This is a genomic window from Kribbella qitaiheensis (genome assembly GCF_042657745.1).
GTDB classification, from domain to species: Bacteria; Actinomycetota; Actinomycetes; order Propionibacteriales; family Kribbellaceae; genus Kribbella; species Kribbella qitaiheensis.
This window is the reverse complement of the sequence record NZ_JBHSKE010000002.1, coordinates 33,937-49,987: the sequence shown is the minus strand read 5'-3', so window position 1 is coordinate 49,987 and position 16,051 is coordinate 33,937. Positions and strand designations below refer to the sequence as shown.

The 16,051-nt window shown below is 68.3% G+C and carries 14 protein-coding genes; 8 read left to right on the top strand and 6 right to left on the bottom strand.

Annotated elements, in window-relative coordinates:
• Positions 1-33: 33 nt before the first annotated feature.
• The 3 genes from ACFPJ1_RS00320 to ACFPJ1_RS00310 are packed head-to-tail and all read left to right on the top strand — an operon-like array spanning position 34 to position 3,218.
• Positions 34-1,188 (top strand): amino acid deaminase/aldolase, encoded by a 1,155-nt coding sequence (locus ACFPJ1_RS00320; protein WP_380100617.1) that lies wholly within the window; start codon positions 34-36, stop codon positions 1,186-1,188.
• The gene (locus tag ACFPJ1_RS00315) at positions 1,185-2,486 is read left to right on the top strand and encodes a D-arabinono-1,4-lactone oxidase (protein ID WP_380100615.1); all 1,302 of its coding nucleotides are present in this window, start codon (positions 1,185-1,187) and stop codon (positions 2,484-2,486) included. The genes ACFPJ1_RS00320 and ACFPJ1_RS00315 overlap by 4 nt, the downstream gene beginning before the upstream one ends.
• 9 nt (positions 2,487-2,495) lie before the next feature.
• Positions 2,496-3,218 carry a PIG-L deacetylase family protein gene (locus tag ACFPJ1_RS00310; protein WP_380100613.1) on the top strand — a complete coding sequence of 241 codons (723 nt, stop codon included), beginning with the start codon at positions 2,496-2,498 and terminating at the stop codon, positions 3,216-3,218.
• Positions 3,219-4,224: 1,006 nt separating this feature from the next.
• Here ACFPJ1_RS00310 and ACFPJ1_RS00305 read toward each other — a convergent pair.
• A complete protein-coding gene (locus ACFPJ1_RS00305; protein WP_380100611.1) occupies positions 4,225-4,566 on the bottom strand; it encodes an endonuclease domain-containing protein in 342 nt (113 codons plus the stop codon).
• A gap of 816 nt (positions 4,567-5,382) precedes the next feature.
• Here ACFPJ1_RS00305 and ACFPJ1_RS00300 point away from each other — a divergent pair.
• Positions 5,383-5,994, top strand: a complete 612-nt coding sequence (locus ACFPJ1_RS00300) for a class I SAM-dependent DNA methyltransferase (RefSeq protein WP_380100609.1) — start codon at positions 5,383-5,385, stop codon at positions 5,992-5,994.
• 28 nt (positions 5,995-6,022) lie between these two features.
• On the top strand, positions 6,023-6,493 hold the full coding sequence (locus ACFPJ1_RS00295; RefSeq protein ID WP_380100606.1) for an NUDIX hydrolase: 471 nt from the start codon (positions 6,023-6,025) through the stop codon (positions 6,491-6,493).
• 25 nt (positions 6,494-6,518) lie between these two features.
• Here ACFPJ1_RS00295 and ACFPJ1_RS00290 read toward each other — a convergent pair whose 3' ends face one another.
• The 4 genes from ACFPJ1_RS00290 to gndA form a co-directional block, all read right to left on the bottom strand.
• Complete coding sequence (locus ACFPJ1_RS00290; protein WP_380100604.1) at positions 6,519-6,932, bottom strand: hypothetical protein; 414 nt, start codon at positions 6,930-6,932, stop codon at positions 6,519-6,521.
• Positions 6,933-6,998: 66 nt separating this feature from the next.
• Positions 6,999-7,550: a DUF6817 domain-containing protein gene (locus ACFPJ1_RS00285; protein ID WP_380100602.1), complete on the bottom strand. Its 552-nt coding sequence runs from the start codon at positions 7,548-7,550 to the stop codon at positions 6,999-7,001.
• A 251-nt stretch (positions 7,551-7,801) separates the two neighbouring features.
• Positions 7,802-8,281, bottom strand: coding sequence for a DUF6319 family protein (locus ACFPJ1_RS00280; RefSeq protein WP_380100600.1), 480 nt, complete (start codon positions 8,279-8,281; stop codon positions 7,802-7,804).
• Positions 8,282-8,464: 183 nt separating this feature from the next.
• Positions 8,465-9,904: an NADP-dependent phosphogluconate dehydrogenase gene (gene gndA / locus ACFPJ1_RS00275; protein ID WP_380100598.1), complete on the bottom strand. Its 1,440-nt coding sequence runs from the start codon at positions 9,902-9,904 to the stop codon at positions 8,465-8,467.
• A 248-nt stretch (positions 9,905-10,152) separates the two neighbouring features.
• Between gndA and ACFPJ1_RS00270 the strand changes: the two genes are divergently transcribed.
• From ACFPJ1_RS00270 to ACFPJ1_RS00260, 3 genes are read left to right on the top strand one after another with little or no spacing between them, the layout of a single operon-like run.
• The gene (locus tag ACFPJ1_RS00270) at positions 10,153-13,386 is read left to right on the top strand and encodes a DUF2961 domain-containing protein (protein WP_380100596.1); all 3,234 of its coding nucleotides are present in this window, start codon (positions 10,153-10,155) and stop codon (positions 13,384-13,386) included.
• Positions 13,386-15,041: a glycoside hydrolase family protein gene (locus ACFPJ1_RS00265; RefSeq protein ID WP_380100594.1), complete on the top strand. Its 1,656-nt coding sequence runs from the start codon at positions 13,386-13,388 to the stop codon at positions 15,039-15,041. Before ACFPJ1_RS00270 ends, ACFPJ1_RS00265 begins: the two co-directional genes overlap by 1 nt.
• 11 nt (positions 15,042-15,052) lie before the next feature.
• A complete protein-coding gene (locus tag ACFPJ1_RS00260; protein ID WP_380100592.1) occupies positions 15,053-15,586 on the top strand; it encodes an isochorismatase family protein in 534 nt (177 codons plus the stop codon).
• 4 nt (positions 15,587-15,590) lie between these two features.
• On the opposite strand, the gene ACFPJ1_RS00255 is transcribed toward ACFPJ1_RS00260, so the two are convergent.
• A complete protein-coding gene (locus ACFPJ1_RS00255; RefSeq protein WP_380100591.1) occupies positions 15,591-15,941 on the bottom strand; it encodes a hypothetical protein in 351 nt (116 codons plus the stop codon).
• Positions 15,942-16,051: the final 110 nt, after the last annotated feature.

The window sequence follows — 16,051 nt, the reverse complement described above, 5'->3', positions numbered from 1 at the left end:
CCTTTCAGTATTTGTTGCCCTTAAACTCCAGACATGGGTGACTTCGACAGGTATGAGCGTCTGACGGCTGATCTCGAGCCGCCGTACGCGGTGGTCGACCTGGCGGCCTTCCGGCGGAACGCGGACGATCTCGTGCGTCGCGCCGGAGGGACGCCGATCCGGGTGGCGTCGAAGTCGGTGCGCTGCCGTGCGCTGATCACGGCGGCGCTCGACCGGCCCGGGTTCCACGGGGTGATGAGCTACTCGCTGCCCGAGGCGCTCTGGCTCGCGCGCAACGGGGTCGACGACATCCTGATGGGCTACCCGACCGTGCACGGCGGTGCGCTGCGCGAGCTCGCCTCGGATGCGGAGGCGGCTACGCGGATCACCCTGATGATCGACGACTACGAGCACCTCGAGCTGATCAAGGCGGCGACCGGGGGAGGCGAGCGGATCCGGGTCTGCCTCGACGTGGACGCCTCGCTGCGGATCCTCGGCCAGCACCTCGGCGTTCGCCGCTCGCCACTGCGGACCCCGGAGCAGGTGCTCGCCCTTGCCCGTCGAGTGGTCGCGGACGACGCCTTCGAACTGGTCGGCGTGATGTTCTACGAGGCGCAGATCGCGGGCCTGCCGGACACGTCGCCGGCGGTTCGCCTGGTGAAGCGGTTGTCCGCCTCCGAGCTGTCGGACCGCCGCGGCGCGGTCGTCGACGCCCTCAAGCAGGTGGCGCCGCTGCGGCTGGTGAACAGCGGAGGCACCGGCAGCATCGAGGTCAGCAGCGCCGACCCGGCCGTCACCGAGGTCACCGCCGGCTCGGGTCTCTACGGCCCCACCCTCTTCGACAAGTACGACGTCTTCCAGCCGGAGCACGCGGTCGCCTACGCGCTCGGAGTGGTTCGCCGCCCGACGCCGCGGATCGCCACCCTGTTCGGCGGCGGGTACATCGCATCCGGGCCGGCCAAGAAGTCGCGGCTGCCTTCGCCCACCTGGCCCCTCGGGCTGAAGCTGCTCGGCACCGAGGGCGCGGGCGAGGTCCAGACCCCGGTGGAGGGCGAGAACGCCCGCGGACTGCGGATCGGCGATCGAGTGTGGATGCGCTATGCCAAAGCGGGCGAGATGCTGGAACGATTCGATCGTCTGCAGGCGATCGACGGCGACGAGCTGACCGAGCTCGTGACGTACCGGGGTGAGGGGAAGAACTTCGGATGAGCACCTGGCGCAACTGGGCCGGCACCGAGTCGGCGACCGGGGTGGAGATCCTCCGGCCGTCGTCCGTGGACGAGGTCGCGGCAGCGGTCAAAGCCGCCGCGGAGCAGGGCAAACGACTGAAGGCGGTCGGCGCCGGCCACTCGTTCACCGGCTGCTCGGTACCGGAGCAGGTGATGATCCGTCTCGACCGGCTCGGCTCGATCACTTCCGCCGACTCGGTTTCCGGCAAGGTGACTCTCGGCGCAGGCACCGGCCTGGCCAAGCTCAACGCGGGCCTCGCATCGTTCGACCTGGCGATGGAGAACCTGGGCGACATCGACAAGCAGACCATCTCCGGGGCGGTCTCCACCGGCACCCACGGCACCGGGGCCAAGCTCGGCGGACTCGCCACCCAGATCGTCGGCCTCGAGCTCGTCACCGCCGACGGCTCGGTGCTGAACTGCTCGGCCGAGGAGAACGCAGACGTCTTCAACACCGCCCGGATCTCGGTCGGCGCGCTCGGTGTGATCACCGCGCTGACGGTGCAGACCGTTCCCGCCTTCCTGCTCCGCGCGCAGGAGATGCCGCTACCGCTCGGCGAGGTGCTCACCGGGTTCAATGAACTTGCCGACGGCAACGACCACTTCGAGTTCTACTGGTTCCCGCACACCGAGATCGCGCTGACCAAGCGGAACAACCGGGTCGCGCCCGGCGTCGGCCCGGCCCCGGTCGGCCGGATCCGCGGCTGGGTCGACGACGAGCTCCTGTCCAACCGGGTCTTCGAGCTGACCAACCGCCTGTCCGTACGGCGACCCGGGCTGGTGCAGCGGATCAACCGGATCGCCTCCCGGGCGTTGTCGGCCCGCGAGTACGTCGACTCGTCGTACAAGGTGTTCTGCTCCGAAAGGAACGTGGTCTTCCGCGAGTCGGAGTACGCCGTACCGCGGGAGCACGTGGTCGAGGTGGTGCGGCAGTTGCGGGCCTGGATCGACAGGTCGGGCGAGCGGATCCCGTTCCCGATCGAGGTGCGGGTGGCCGCCGCCGACGACATCTGGTTGTCCACCGCCTACGGGCGCGACACGGCGTACGTGGCGATCCATCAGTACCACCGGCTCCCGCACGACAAGTACTTCGACGCGTTCGAGCAGATCGTCGCGCCGTTCGGCGCCCGGCCCCACTGGGGCAAACTGCACAAGCTCGGCGCGGAGCAGCTCCGCGAGCGGTATCCGCGGTTCGACGACTTCCTCGCTGTCCGCGACCGCGTCGACCCGCAGCGGGTCTTCGGTAATTCGTACACACGGCAGGTGTTCGGGGCTTAGCCTTCGAGCATGACTGCACCTGAGCCGCTGGAAGCGCTGCCCGAGGACTGGACCAAGGCCCTGGCCGTCGTGGCGCACCCCGATGACCTGGAGTTCGGCGCAGCCGCCGCGATCGCCCGCTGGACCGCGCAGGGCAAGGAGATCATCTACTGCCTGCTCACCTCCGGCGAGGCGGGTATCGACGGCGTCTCGCCGGCCGAGTGCGGCCCGCTGCGTGAGGCCGAGCAGATCGAGTCCGCCCGGATCGTCGGTGTCCCCGTGGTCGAGTTCCTCGGACAACCCGACGGCACCATCGAGTACGGCGTAGAACTGCGCCGGCTGATCGCGAGTGCGGTGCGGCGGCACCAGCCGGAGATCGTCATCACGAACAACTTCCGCGACACCTGGGACGGCGACGTGATGCTGAACCAGGCGGACCACGTCAACACCGGCCGCGCCACCCTCGACGCCGTCCGCGACGCCGCGAACCGCTGGATCTTCGAGGGCGACGGCGAACGCTGGAACGGAGTACGCCAGGTCTGGGCCGGCGGCTCCCCTCGTTCCCGGCACGCCGTAGACACCACCGACACGTTCGAACTGGGCGTCCAGTCCCTGAAGGCCCACAAGGCCTACATCGAAGGCCTCAACTGGCCCCACTTCGACCCCTCCGAATTCCTGGAAGGCGTCTCCCGCACCGCCGGCACCCGCCTAGGCACCACCTACGCCGCCGCCTTCGAAGTCCTAACCCCCTAACTCCTCACCCACTCCGCCGGCAGCCGGGGGTTTCCGTCCACCCCCAATCCCGCCGCCACCCTCTCCGCCCACCGCGGGGGAGTCCGCTCACCCCCCAATCCCACCCGTACCCGCTCCGCCAACCGCGGGGGAGTCCGCTCACTCCCCAATCCCACCGCCACCCTCTCCGCCCACCGCGGGGACTCCGCTCACTCCCCGTTCCCCCGCCGCCGCCCACTCCGACCACCGCGGGGGACTCCACCCACCCCTCCCGCGCCACCGCCCCTTCCGGGCTGGTTCGTCGAGTCGTGGATCTCGGGGCGGGAAAGCGATTGCCTGGAACGCTAATCCACGAGTGAGTGGCGGCTGACGGTGTCTCGGGGGGCGGGTGTCAGGCGGCGTGGGGGGTCTCCGCTGACCCCTGACCCCGGCCGTCACCGACCGCCAGGGATCGCCAGGGAACTCCACCCACCCCTGCTCCTGCGCCACCCGCCGCTTCCGGGCTGGTTCGTCGAGTCGTGGATTTTGGGGCGGGTAAGCGGTTGCCTGGAACGCTAATCCACGAGTGAGTGGCGGCTGACGGTGTCTCGGGGGGCGGGTGTCAGGCGGCGTGGGGGGTCTCCGCTGACCCCTGACCCCGGCCGTCACCGACCGCCAGGGATCGCCAGGGAACTCCACCCACCCCCTGCTCCCGCGCCACCCGCCGCTTCCGGGCTGGTTCGTCGAGTCGTGGATTATGGGGCGGGTAAGCGGTTGCCCGGAACGCTAATCCACGAGTGAGTGGCGGCTCACGGTGTCTCGGGGGGGCGGGTGTCAGGCGGCGTGGGGGGGGGTGGGGTCTCCGCTGACCCCTGACCCCGGCCGTCACCGACCGCCAGGGATCGCCAGGGAACTCCACCCACCCCCAACTCCCGCGCCACCCGCCGCTTCCGGGCTAGTTCGTCGAGTCGTGGATTTGGGGCGGGAAAGCGGTTGCCTGGAACGCTAATCCACGAGTGAGTGGCGGCTCATGGAGTCTCGGGGGTTCTCAGGCGGCGTGGGGGTGGTGGGAGGTGGGGTAGTTGCGGGCGCGGAGGTCCTCGAGGATTCGGGCGACGACGGTTTCGGGGGCGCGGTGGAGGTCGGCGGCGGTGATGACGCGGACCAGCCAGCCCTCGCGTTCGAGGTTCTCGCGGCGGCGGATGTCCCGCTGCCACTGCCGCGCATCCTGCAGGTGGTGCCGCCCGTCGTACTCGATGGCGATCTTCAGCGCCGGGTAGGAGAGATCCGGTTGCGCGAGCCAACCCCCGTCAGCGGAGTAGACCGGACGACCGACCTCGGGCTCGGGCAGTCCCGCAAGCACCAGGAGAATCCTGAGACGAGATTCCATCGGAGAGTCCACGCCACGCCGAATAAGAGCAGCCGCCTCCCGTGCTAGCCGAATCCCCCTCAGCCCGGCAGCCGATTCCGCCGCCTCGATGAAGGCCTCGGGGCTGGCGCCGGCGTGGTGCACCAGTGAATCCCCGGCCGCCACGAGATCGCTCAATCCGCAACAGTTGGCCAAGTCGATAAAGGTCCGCACGGGTGGTGTCAGTCGCAACCCGGCCGACGTTCCGACTTCCAGGTCCCGTACTTCGTGCACCCGCAGCCCGCGAACGCGTGGCACCACCGCCTTCGGATCACGCCGCACGCTCACGTGCAACTGATCGTCCACGGGACCGCCGCCACCCCACAATTCGAGCGCCGTGTGGTGGCTCAACACCCCCTCCGGGCACCAGCGCCGCTTCAGCCCGAACCCGTGGGGAAACGACTACCTCGGCGCGCACGTACACCGAGCGCAGTACCTGCTTGTACTGATCGCCGCGGAGCATCTGTCGCGTGATCCCCGCCGCCCGTGCCTCACTCACCCTGAACGGCTTCCCCTCCTCCCTTTCCACCCCACCACGATCGCCCATCCCGCCGTACCGCGTCGCCGCTTATCCACACCCCAGCGCACCCCGCCCCCGAGTCGTGGATTTCGGGGGCAAGCAACCGATTTCCCGCAACCTCAATCCACGACTCAACGGAACTGGGGAAAGGGAGAGCGGGGCGTGAGCGATGGCTCGTGGGGCGTGAGAGCATGTCGTGCCGATGGTGGTGGCGCCGCGCTGATGGCGGTGTCGTGACAATCGGCATGATCGAGCGCCGGGGCTGCTAGGGGTTGCCAGTGTCTGTGGATGATGTGCGGGATGCGTATGGCCGACGGGCGGAGGAATACGCCGACCTGTTCGCCTCGACGGAGGCTATGGACGAACGGGACCGCAAGCTGGTGTCCCACTGGGCCGGTGAGATCACGGGCCACATCATCGACGCGGGGTGCGGGCCTGGGCAGTGGGCTGACTTCCTGCGCGGACAGGGCTGTGACGTCGAGGGCGTGGATCTTGTACCGCGCTTCGTGGACATCGCCCGATCGCGGTTTCCCGCCGTCTCCTACCGTGTTGCCGAGCTGACGGACCTCGGCGTGCCCGATCGCTCGGTGTCAGGGATCCTGTCGTGGTACTCGGTCATCCACACAGATCCGGACGACCTGCCCCGCATTCTCGGCGAGTTCGCACGCTGCCTCTGCGACGGCGGCAGCTTGCTGCTCGGCATGTTCGAAGGCCCGCAGGTCGAGCCGTTCGCGCACGCTGTGACGACCGCCTACTTCTGGTCGATCGATGAGATGTCGCAGCGGCTCATGGACTCGGGCTTTCAGGTCGAAGCAACGGAAACCCGCGCTGACGGGAAACGACCCCATGCCGCCATCGTCGCGCGGCGTGTAAGTCTCGACGAGATCTGAGGGGACTCCCGTGTCGAGTCGACGCACAGTGAAGATCCTGCTCCTTGACCAGTCGGATCGGTTGCTTCTCCTCCAGGGTGCAGAGTCAGCCGCCGGCGAATCCGTCTGGTTTCCCGTCGGCGGTGGCATTGAGGACGGTGAGGACGCCGTCACTGCGAGCCTGCGCGAGATCGGTGAGGAGACCGGCTGTCGTGAGGTGCGGTTGGGCCCGGAGGTCTGGCGCCGACGACACCTCTACTCATGGCGAGGAAAACAGACGGATACACACGAGCGGTGGTTCGTGGCGCGGACCCTGCACTTCACCCCCAAGCCACATGCCCTCACTGAGCATGAGCAGAGTTACATCACAGGGTTCCGTTGGTGGACCGCCGAGGAGCTTGTGTCGACGACGGAGCGGGTGTTTCCGCCTGATCTGGGCGCGCGCCTGACGGATCTCTTGCGCGACGGAGCACCGGCATCACCTCTCGACATCAGCGAAGGTGAGCACGCTCGGCCGTAGCCTGCGCCAGAGTGAGCGGAAGGGGTCAGCTTTCGGGGAGGTCGAGGGAGACTTCGAGGTGGGGTGGGTTGGGGAGCGGCTTGCGGGGTTCGCGGTCGCCGGCGGAGCCTGGGCCGGGTGGGTTGTCCGGACCTCGCCAGGAGCGGACTAGGGTGCGGCCTTTGCGGGAGAGGCGGTGGAGGTCGATCTGCTGGACCTGCGCGGCCGGGATCCCGAGTTGGGCGAGGCTGCGGTTGGCCATTGCGGCCGCCGCGTCGTGCTTGCGCTTGCTGAGGTTGTGCTGCAAGACGACGGCGATCCTGCCGTCGGGCAGGTCTTCGATCCGCTGCAGGTGCATGCCCTTGTCCAGCAACTGCGACATCAGGGCCAGGTCGATGTAGGTGGAGTTGGACAGGCGCCGGTCGACCTTGGCGCGGGCGATCACTTCGTAGCGGGCCATGGTTCGATCATGCGTCGCCCGCGGGTCGATTTCCAGTAACGCCGGCCGGACGCGAGGGGTCGTGGGTTAGGCCGGGTGGGGCTGGACGTCCAGGACGCGGTGGGCGTCGGCCAGGACCGCGGGGGAGGCCAGGGACTGCCAGCGGGGGACTTGTTCCTGGAGGAAGGGGCGGAGCTTGGGCTCGAGCTTCGGGGCATGCTCCAGGACGTCGAGTTCGTTGACGATGGTGAGGTCGACGAAGTCGCGGAGTTCCGCGGTGGTCAGTTCTTCTGACGTGCCGGTGAAGCGGTCGGTGACGGTGTTGTGCTCGGCGAGGTCGCGCCAGGTGGTTTCGCGCTCGCAGGAGCCGTAGCGGTAGACCAGCAGTTCCGCGTCGGTGCCGATGACGGCTTCCAGGACGGGACGTTCCTGCTGCCAGTCGAACAGGTGGGTCGGGAATCCATCCGTCCCGTACGCCGCGTGGGCGAGGCCGGCGATCACGAGGGTCTCGGAGGCGCCGAGTGTTCTGAGTCGCTTGGCGACCCGGTGGAGGTGCACGTACAAGGTGCCGCCGGCGTGGTCCAGCTCGTCCGCACCGCGAACCATCAACAGCGATCCCAGGTCTTGGAATGTGCTCATCTGACCTCTTCTGTACGGAGCGGTCAGGGCCCAACGGGACCGGCCCAGGCCAACACGGTACGTCGGGCGACACCGGCTCGCCCAGGGAAGCGGCGTGCCGGATCGGTCACACTGTGGATCACCACAGGTCACCGATCCGGCACCTCCTCATTACCTTCTCGACCACTCCGCGCCGGACGCCTCGGGCCCGGGTGGTCGAGAAACCAGATGAGAAACCACTCGCGAAGCCAATCGACAAACCGATTGGGGAACTACTCGGCGAGTTCGGCGAGCGCCTTGCGGGCTGCTTCGAGCTCGGCCTCCAGGGCGGCGACCTTGGCGGCCTGCTGCTCACGGGCCGCGTCGATGACCTCGTCGATCGGGCCGGACAGGTCCTCGTGCAGTTCCTTGGCGGCGCGCGAAACGGCGGCGGCCGCGACCGCGAGGTTGCGGGCGAGGTAGCTGCTGCCCTGCTTGAGCTCGGCGTGCCACTCACCGTCGGCCGTGCCGGTCACCGTCAGGGTGAGCTCGAGCGTCTTGGTCTTCTTCGCCGCGGGCGCCTTCTTGGCGGCGCGCTTGGGCTTATCCGCGACGGCCGCCGGGGTGTCGGCGTCCGTCGAAGAGGTGGCTGCCGAGTCGCCGGAAGTCGCTTCCGTGGCAACGGCGGAGTCGGCAGAAGTGGTGACACCTGCGTCGTCGGGAGTGTCGGCGACGTCGGTCTGCGGTTCTACTGCCAAAGTGTCTACAGTCATCGTTGCGGCGATCTCCCTGGGTGACATGTCCCCGCCGAAGCGGGCTGGCGCTGAGAGTGTATTAGAACACACGTTCGACCCAGAAAGCCAATCACGCCACGCGACGAGCCCTGCCCGCTCGGTGAGAACCGACATGGCTCGCCACCAAGATCACCCTCGGAAGATCAGCAACACCCAAGAAGCTCAGGCCTGGTGTTCCTTGCGGTCACCGGACCAGTCGAGGTGGAAGGTGCCCTCGCGGTCGGTACGGCGGTACGTGTGCGCACCGAACAAGTCGCGCAGCCCCTGGATCAGCGCAGCCGGCAACCGCTCAGCCCGCAGCCCGTCGTAGTACGACAGGGCGGCCGAGAAGCCCGGAGCCGGTACGCCGACCGTGGCGGCTGTCGCGACCACGCGGCGCCAGGCGTCCTGGCCGTTGGCGACGGCGTCCTTGAAGTAGTCGTCCACCAGCAGCGACGGCAGGTCGGCGTCGCGGTCGTAGGCCTCCTTGATCCGATCCAGGAAGCGGGCCCGGATGATGCAGCCGCCGCGCCAGATCGTCGCCATCGCACCGAGATCGATGTTCCAGTTGTACTGGTCGCTGGCGGCCCGGATCGCGTCGAAGCCCTGCGCATAGGCGACCAGTTTCGACGAGTACAGCGCGTGCCGGACATCGTCGATGAACGCGTCCCGGTCGACGTCAGCCTTCGCCTCCGACGGCCCGGGCAGCACGCCTGCGGCCGCGCTCCGCCGTACGACGTCGCCGGACAGGGAGCGGGCGAAGACTGCCTCGGCCATGCCGCTGACGGGGATGCCGAGGTCGAGCGCGACCTGCACGGTCCAGCGGCCGGTGCCCTTCTGCTCGGCCTGGTCGAGCACCACGTCGACGAACGGGCCGCCGGTGGACTCGTCGACCTGGCTGAGCACCTCGGCGGTGATCTCGATCAGGAACGACTCCAGGTCGCCCCTGTTCCACTCGAGGAACACGTCGGCGATCTCGGTCGCGCTGAGGCCGAGCACGTGCCGGAGCAGGTCGTACGCCTCGGCGATCAGCTGCATGTCGGCGTACTCGATGCCGTTGTGCAGCATCTTCACGAAGTGGCCGGCGCCGTCCGGGCCGACGTGCACGCAGCACGGCTCGCCGTTCACGTGCGCGGAGATCTTGGTCAGCATCGGCTCGAGCGCGGCGTACGACTCCGGTGAACCGCCCGGCATGATGCTCGGGCCGTTCAGCGCGCCCTCCTCGCCGCCGGACACGCCGCTGCCGACGAAGTGCAGGCCCTTCTCGCGCAGCGCGTTCTCCCGCCGCCGGGTGTCGGCGAAGTGCGCGTTGCCGGCGTCGACGACGATGTCGCCCTCGTCGAGCAGCGGCACCAGTTCGTCGATCACGGCGTCGGTCGGCTCGCCGGCCTTGACCATGATGATGATCTTGCGCGGCTGCTCCAGGGAGGCGACCAGCGCGGGCAGGTCGGCGGCCGGGGTGAACTCACCTTCGTGGCCGAACTCCTCGATCAGCGCGTCCGTCCGGGCCTGGGACCGGTTGTGGACGGCGACGCGGAACCCGTTGCGCGCCAGGTTCCTGGCCAGGTTGCGGCCCATCACCGCGAGGCCGGTGACGGCGATCTGGGCTGGAGCAGAACTCATGGAATTCTCCTGCGGGTGGGTGCTGGGAAAGAGTGCCGGGACCCAGTCTGTCGCTGCTGCCGACGGCCCCGTCTACCGGGTGCCAACTCGTGGACGGACAGGTCGATTCCGGTTCTGTCGCAATTGCGCGAGGGCGCGCGTAATAGCAGTTCGCATGCAGGAAGTAAACGCCTTCGAACCCTTCTCAAGCACCGCGCTCCGATGGTAAATATCTGAGAAATCGATTTCCCAGATCGTGAGGTCCGCCCATGACCAGGTTGCTCAGACGCACCGCCGCGGTGCTGCTCGGAGCAGTTCTCGTGCTTCCCACCGCCGCCCTGTCGACTGCCGCCGCCACACCAACCGCCCGTACCGCAGGCGCCACGCAAGCCCGTACTGCGGACGCCGCGTCCCTGGCCGGCGGCAACGGCCCGGTCGGGTGGGACGTCTACCGGCGGCTCGACCGCCTCCCCGAACTGCCGACGGCTGTCCGCAGCAAGCAGTTCTCCAGCTTCGGCCGCGACGGCACCAACAACGACGGCTTCGACGGCAAGTACTCGTGCCTCAAGACCACCTCCGCGGGCTGCGTGCTCGCTGAAGACTCCGGCCCGGGCGAGATCGCCTCGATCTGGTTCACCCGCGACGAGGGTGACGTCCGCAAGACCGGCAAGCTCACGGTCGAGGTCGACGGCAAGAAGGTCGTGGACGCGAGCCTGCAGGACGTCGTGGACGGCAAGCTCGGCTCGCCCTTCGTTTACCCGCTCGTCGCCAACGCCCTGGAGACGAGTGGCGGCGTGTACATCCGGGTGCCGATGCCCTACCAGAGCTCGATGCGGGTGACGGTCCAGAACAACCCGCTCTTCTACCACGTCGACTACCGCGAGTTCCCGGACGCGAGCGGCATCACGACCTTCGACCCGACCGACAAGGCGGCGGACGTCGTCGCACTGCTGAAGTCGTTCGGCACGAAGGACCCGAAGCCCGCCAAGCCGGGTGCCAAGACGACCGGCAAGCCGGTGGACCTTGCCCCCGGCAAGCAACTCACACTGGCCGACAACCAGGGACCGGGTGAGCTGAGCGCGCTCCGGCTGAAGTTGCCGCAGATCGTCGGGCTCGACCTGCAGTCGTTCGCCGACGACGGCCGCGCCTTCCTCGGCGGCAGCCAGTTCACGCTGAAGATCGACCCGGCCAACACCGGCGTCCAGCTGATCCGCCGGATGGATCTGCGGATCGGCAACCAGCGCGCGAAGATCTTCGTCGACGGCGTCCAGGCCGGCGAGTGGGCACCACTCCCGGCCAAGGGCGCGCAGTGGGCCGACCAGGTCGTCGACCTGCCGGCAAGCGCGACCGCCGGCAAGTCGCAGATCCAGATCCGGAACGAGTTCGTCTCCTCTGACCTCGACTTCAACGAGTTCACCTATTGGGCCGACTCGATCGTCGGCGGCACCGCCAAGCGCACCGACACCCTCGACGTCGGACCGGCACACGTCGCCGACGAGCAGGCGCACGGCTACACGATCACCAAGCAGAACTGGGAAGGCTCCCACTCGATGCCGTACGCCGCCACGGCGGAGGACGCGGCCCGGGTGAAGTCCTCGGACGCGCTGCTCTCCGGCGTACGGGTCCAGGTCACCGTCGACGGCAAGAAGCGGGTGGACTCGCCGATCGGCGAGTTCTTCGGCTCCGGCCTCGGCGAGAACGAGGTCCGCTCGCTGTTCTTCGCGATGGATCCGGACGGCTGGTACTCCTCCTGGTGGCCGATGCCGTACCTCGCCCGCGCCACCGTCACCCTGGTCAACACCTCGCAGTACAAGCTGTCGGGTGGTCAGGCGGAGGTCACCTCGGCGCGGGACGCCAAGGTCGCGGCCGATCTGATGACCGGCAAGAGCGGCTACTTCACCACGATCTCGCACCGGGCCGAGCCGGCGATGGGCAGCGACTGGACCATCGCGGACACCACCGGACGCGGCAAGTTCGTCGGCGTCTCGCAGACCATGGAGGGCCTGCAGCCCGACGGCAACACCCGCGGGTACCTCGAGGGCGACGAGCGCGTGTACGTCGACGGCGAGCGCACCCCGGCGATCCACGGCACCGGCACCGAGGACTACTACGAGTCCGGCTGGTACTTCAACCAGGGCACCTACTCGACGCCCTTCCACGGCAACTCCGGCCACGAGGTCCAGGCCGGCGAGTGCAAGAACGAGTGCGACAGCGCCTTCCGCCTGCACATCACCGACGCCGTCGACTTCCAGAACCAGCTCACCTTCGGCATCGAGCACGGCCAGCAGGACGACCATCCGGCCGTCTACGGCTCCACCGCCTACCTGTACTCCGCGGGGCAGTTCGGCGCCCGGGAGACCGACCGGATCGACGTCGGCTCGGCGCAGAGCCGCCAGCAGCACGGGTACACCGACGGCCAGGCGACACAGGCCGATCTGACCAGCGTGTACGAGGGCGATCACGACGACACGGTGCTCACCGACCAGGTGCGCGCGACGACCTCGCCGATCCGGTTCACCGTCAAGGTCGATCCGGTCAACCGCGGCGTGACGCTACGCCGTACCAGCGACCAGAACGTCGGCTGGCAGTCGGCCAAGGTAGTTGTCAACGGCAAGGAAGCGGGTACCTGGTTGCAGCCGCTGGGCAACGGCCGGCAGCGCTGGCTCGACGACAACTTCCAGTTGCCGGCGGCACTCACCTTCGGCCGGACCAATCTCACCGTCGAGCTCCAGCCGAGCGGGCCGAGCTGGACTGCGGCGAGCTACGTGGTCCAGTCCTCCGTCATCCCGTACTCCGACCGGCAGGCGCCGGGGCAGGTGCAGAACCTCACGGCCACCGGGCGCACCGACAACGCGATCACCCTCACCTGGTCCGACACCGCGGACGACAGCGGCATCGCGAAGTACAACGTGTACGGCGCGAAGGCCGGGGCGGCCGAGAAGCTGATCGGCACGAGCAACACCCCGGGATTCCTGCACAAGCGAATCGGACTGAACGAGACGTGGATGTACCGGGTCTCCGCGGTCGACCTTGCCGGGCACGAGGGCGGCAAGTCCGCCACCGCCGAGGCGACCTCGGGCAACACGGTCCGGGTCGAGGCAGAGACTCTGCTGCCAGTGGTCTCCGGGACGGTTCCGGCTGATCCGCAAGGCAACTGCTGCGGGGTCAGCTGGTCCGGTGGCGCGCAACTCTGGGTGCACGGCACCAAAGCCGGCGACAACGTCGTCCTCGACTTCTCCGTGCCGAGTGCCGGGAACTACAAGCTGTCGACCGTGCTCACCAAGGCGGCGGACTACGGCATCGCCGACCTCAGCGTCGACGGCAACAAGCTCGCTTCGTTCGACGGTTACGCCGCCGCGGGTGTCTCCACCCAGACGGTTGACCTCGGCAACGCAACTCTTGCGGCGGGCAAACATCAGCTGAAGATCACCATCACCGGCAAGAACCCGGCCGCGATCGGCTACCTCGTCGGTGTCGACCTGCTCGACCTGGAGCTGAACTGATGACTCGACGGTGGAACAAGTTCGTTGCCGCGCTCGCGGGACTGATGCTGGCGGCGGTACCGCTCTCGGCGGCCGCCAGCAGCGGGCCGAAGGTCAAGAGCGTGCCGTTCGTCAAAGTGGACAAGGTGGTCGCGGCCGGCAAGTTCGTGAAGGTCTACGACCCGAGCGTCGGCGAGACCAGTCCGTGGTACTACAACGACCACACGCTGGTACAGGACCGGAAGACCGGCACCTGGCACGTCTACGCGATCACGCACGCCGAGCCGGCGAACCCGCTCGACGAGAAGAGCTTCGGCCACGCCACGGCACCCACGCCGAACGGCCCGTGGACGAAGCAACCACCGGCCCTGGTCGCGGATCCGGCCGACGGGGAGAGCCACATCTGGGCGCCGTACGTCACGTACGACGCCGGGACCTACTACATGTTCTATGCCGGCGGAACGCCCGACCACACGGCGTACCGGATGCAGTTGGCGACCTCGACGGATCTGGTCAACTGGACCAGGGATGCCGCCAACCCACTGTTCACGGACGGGTTCGACGGCCGAGACCCGATGGTGCACAAGGTGGGGGACCAGTGGGTGATGTACTACACCGCCAACTCGACCCCGAGCGGCGGCAACCACATCGTTGCCTACCGCACCAGTCCGGACCTGCGGCACTGGAGTGACCGGCAGACGGCGTTCGAGCACCCGGCCACCGGCACGTTCGGCGGGCCGACCGAGTCGCCGTTCGTGGTGCAGCGCGGCAGCGACTGGTACCTGTTCATCTGCTGTGACGGCGGGTACGAGGTCACCAAGGTCTACAAGAGCAAGGACCCGCTGCACTTCACCATCGACCAGCAGGTCGGCACGATCGCGGCCCACGCCGCCGAAGTGGTCCAGGACGGCAGCAATTGGTACGTCACGGGCGCGGGTTGGGGGAAGGGCGGCCTGTACCTCGCGCCGCTCGACTTCGACTCGCTGCAGATCACCAAGGGCCGGGTCGTCAGCAGCAAGTACTACCGGGCCACGGTGCAGAGCCAACCAAGGGCCGCGTTGACCAAGCTCGAGGTGGACCCGTCCGGCCGGGGTAGCTACAAGCCCGCGCTGGACTCGTCCTCGCGATCCACCGCGCCTTATCTGGCTGTTGGAACGTTCGGTGCCACAGATACTGCGGGCGCCGCGGCCAGCGTCATGGCGAAGAAGGCGAGTATGGAGCTGAAGGGCATTCCCTTCGGCGACGAGCCGGTCACCGCCGACTGGTCGTTCTCCTTCGGCACGAAGACGTTCGACACCAGCCTCCGGTGGAATGTGGACGGCCAGACCACGGCACCCGTCTGGGAGGTCGCGCTCAACGTCGACTCGGCACTGGGCGACCAAGGCGATCCCGGCGGCTTCGGGCGCAACGGCGACGTCGCGGGACTACCGGACTGGTCGATGGCGACCGGCTCAGGTCTCAGCGTTGTCACCGCCTACCAGCAGGGGTCGGCCTGGTCGGCGGACAACCACTGGTACGACCCGCCCAACGGAGCCGTCGCCTGGCAGCCCCTGTGGCAACCCGGTGGCCGCGCGCTGCCCCCGGGCTCGTACTCCGGTGGTACCTGGCGCTTCGGCTTCTCCGGCGCCGAGAAGGACACCACCCTCGCCAACCTATTGGCCGACGACCTCAACTAATGTCGGCAGACGTGACCACTCTCGAGCTGGAACCGCGTCGTACCGCACTCGTCCTGATCGATCTGATGCCCCGGATAGTGGCGCTGGAGACGGCGCCACTGTCCGGGCCGGAGGTGCTGGAGCGGTGCGTCGCGCTGGCCAAGGCGACCCGGTCGGTCGGCGGGCTGGTCGTCAACGTCCGGGTCGAGCGACCGGGGGTCGACGTCCAGCCCGAGGGCAGCGGACTCGCGCCGGAACTCGACCCGCAGCCGGGTGACGTGGAGATCGTCAAGCACACGGTCGGCGCGTTCCACCAGACCGGCCTGGACGACGTGCTGCGGTCGCGGGACATCGAGACGGTCGTGCTCGGCGGGATCGCGACCAACTTCGGCGTCGAGTCGACCGGGCGCGCGGCCGACGAGCACGGCTACAACACCGTCTACGTCACCGACGCGATGACCGGCCTGGACGGACCCGCGCACGACTTCGCGGTCAGCTACATCTTCCCGCGCTTCGGCACCACCTGCACCGGCACGGAGTACATCGCAGCCCTGAGCCCACAGTGAAGGTCTATGGAGTATGCGTATCCAGATAGCGGAGCCGTCGGCGGATCGCCTCGGAGACCTCGGGTAGCAGTTCGTTCGCCTGCTGGTTGAGCTGCCAGTTCGAGTTGGACGCGCGATCCACCGCGAGTTGGCAGTCGCGCATCCAGTTCTCGGCGCTCTGCTCGGCGGCCCGGGGGAGCGAGGTGTACATGGCGGCCAGGCTGAGCAGCACGCTGTCGCCGAGCACACGGTCGGAGAGATCCATCCCCGTCATCGCCTGGTACTCCGCGATGAACGGCGCCAGCACCGCCAGCGCTCGCGTCCGGGGGCTCCGGGCCAGCCAGAACAGCCGTACCCGGTCCAGCAACTGGTTCACCGCGCGACCTCCTCGGCTACTCATACCCCTGCGACGCTACCTGCTTCCACCGCCGCCCGGGTAGGAAGTAGACCCTTAGTCCACGAATGCCGACTCCACCCGTGGGTACC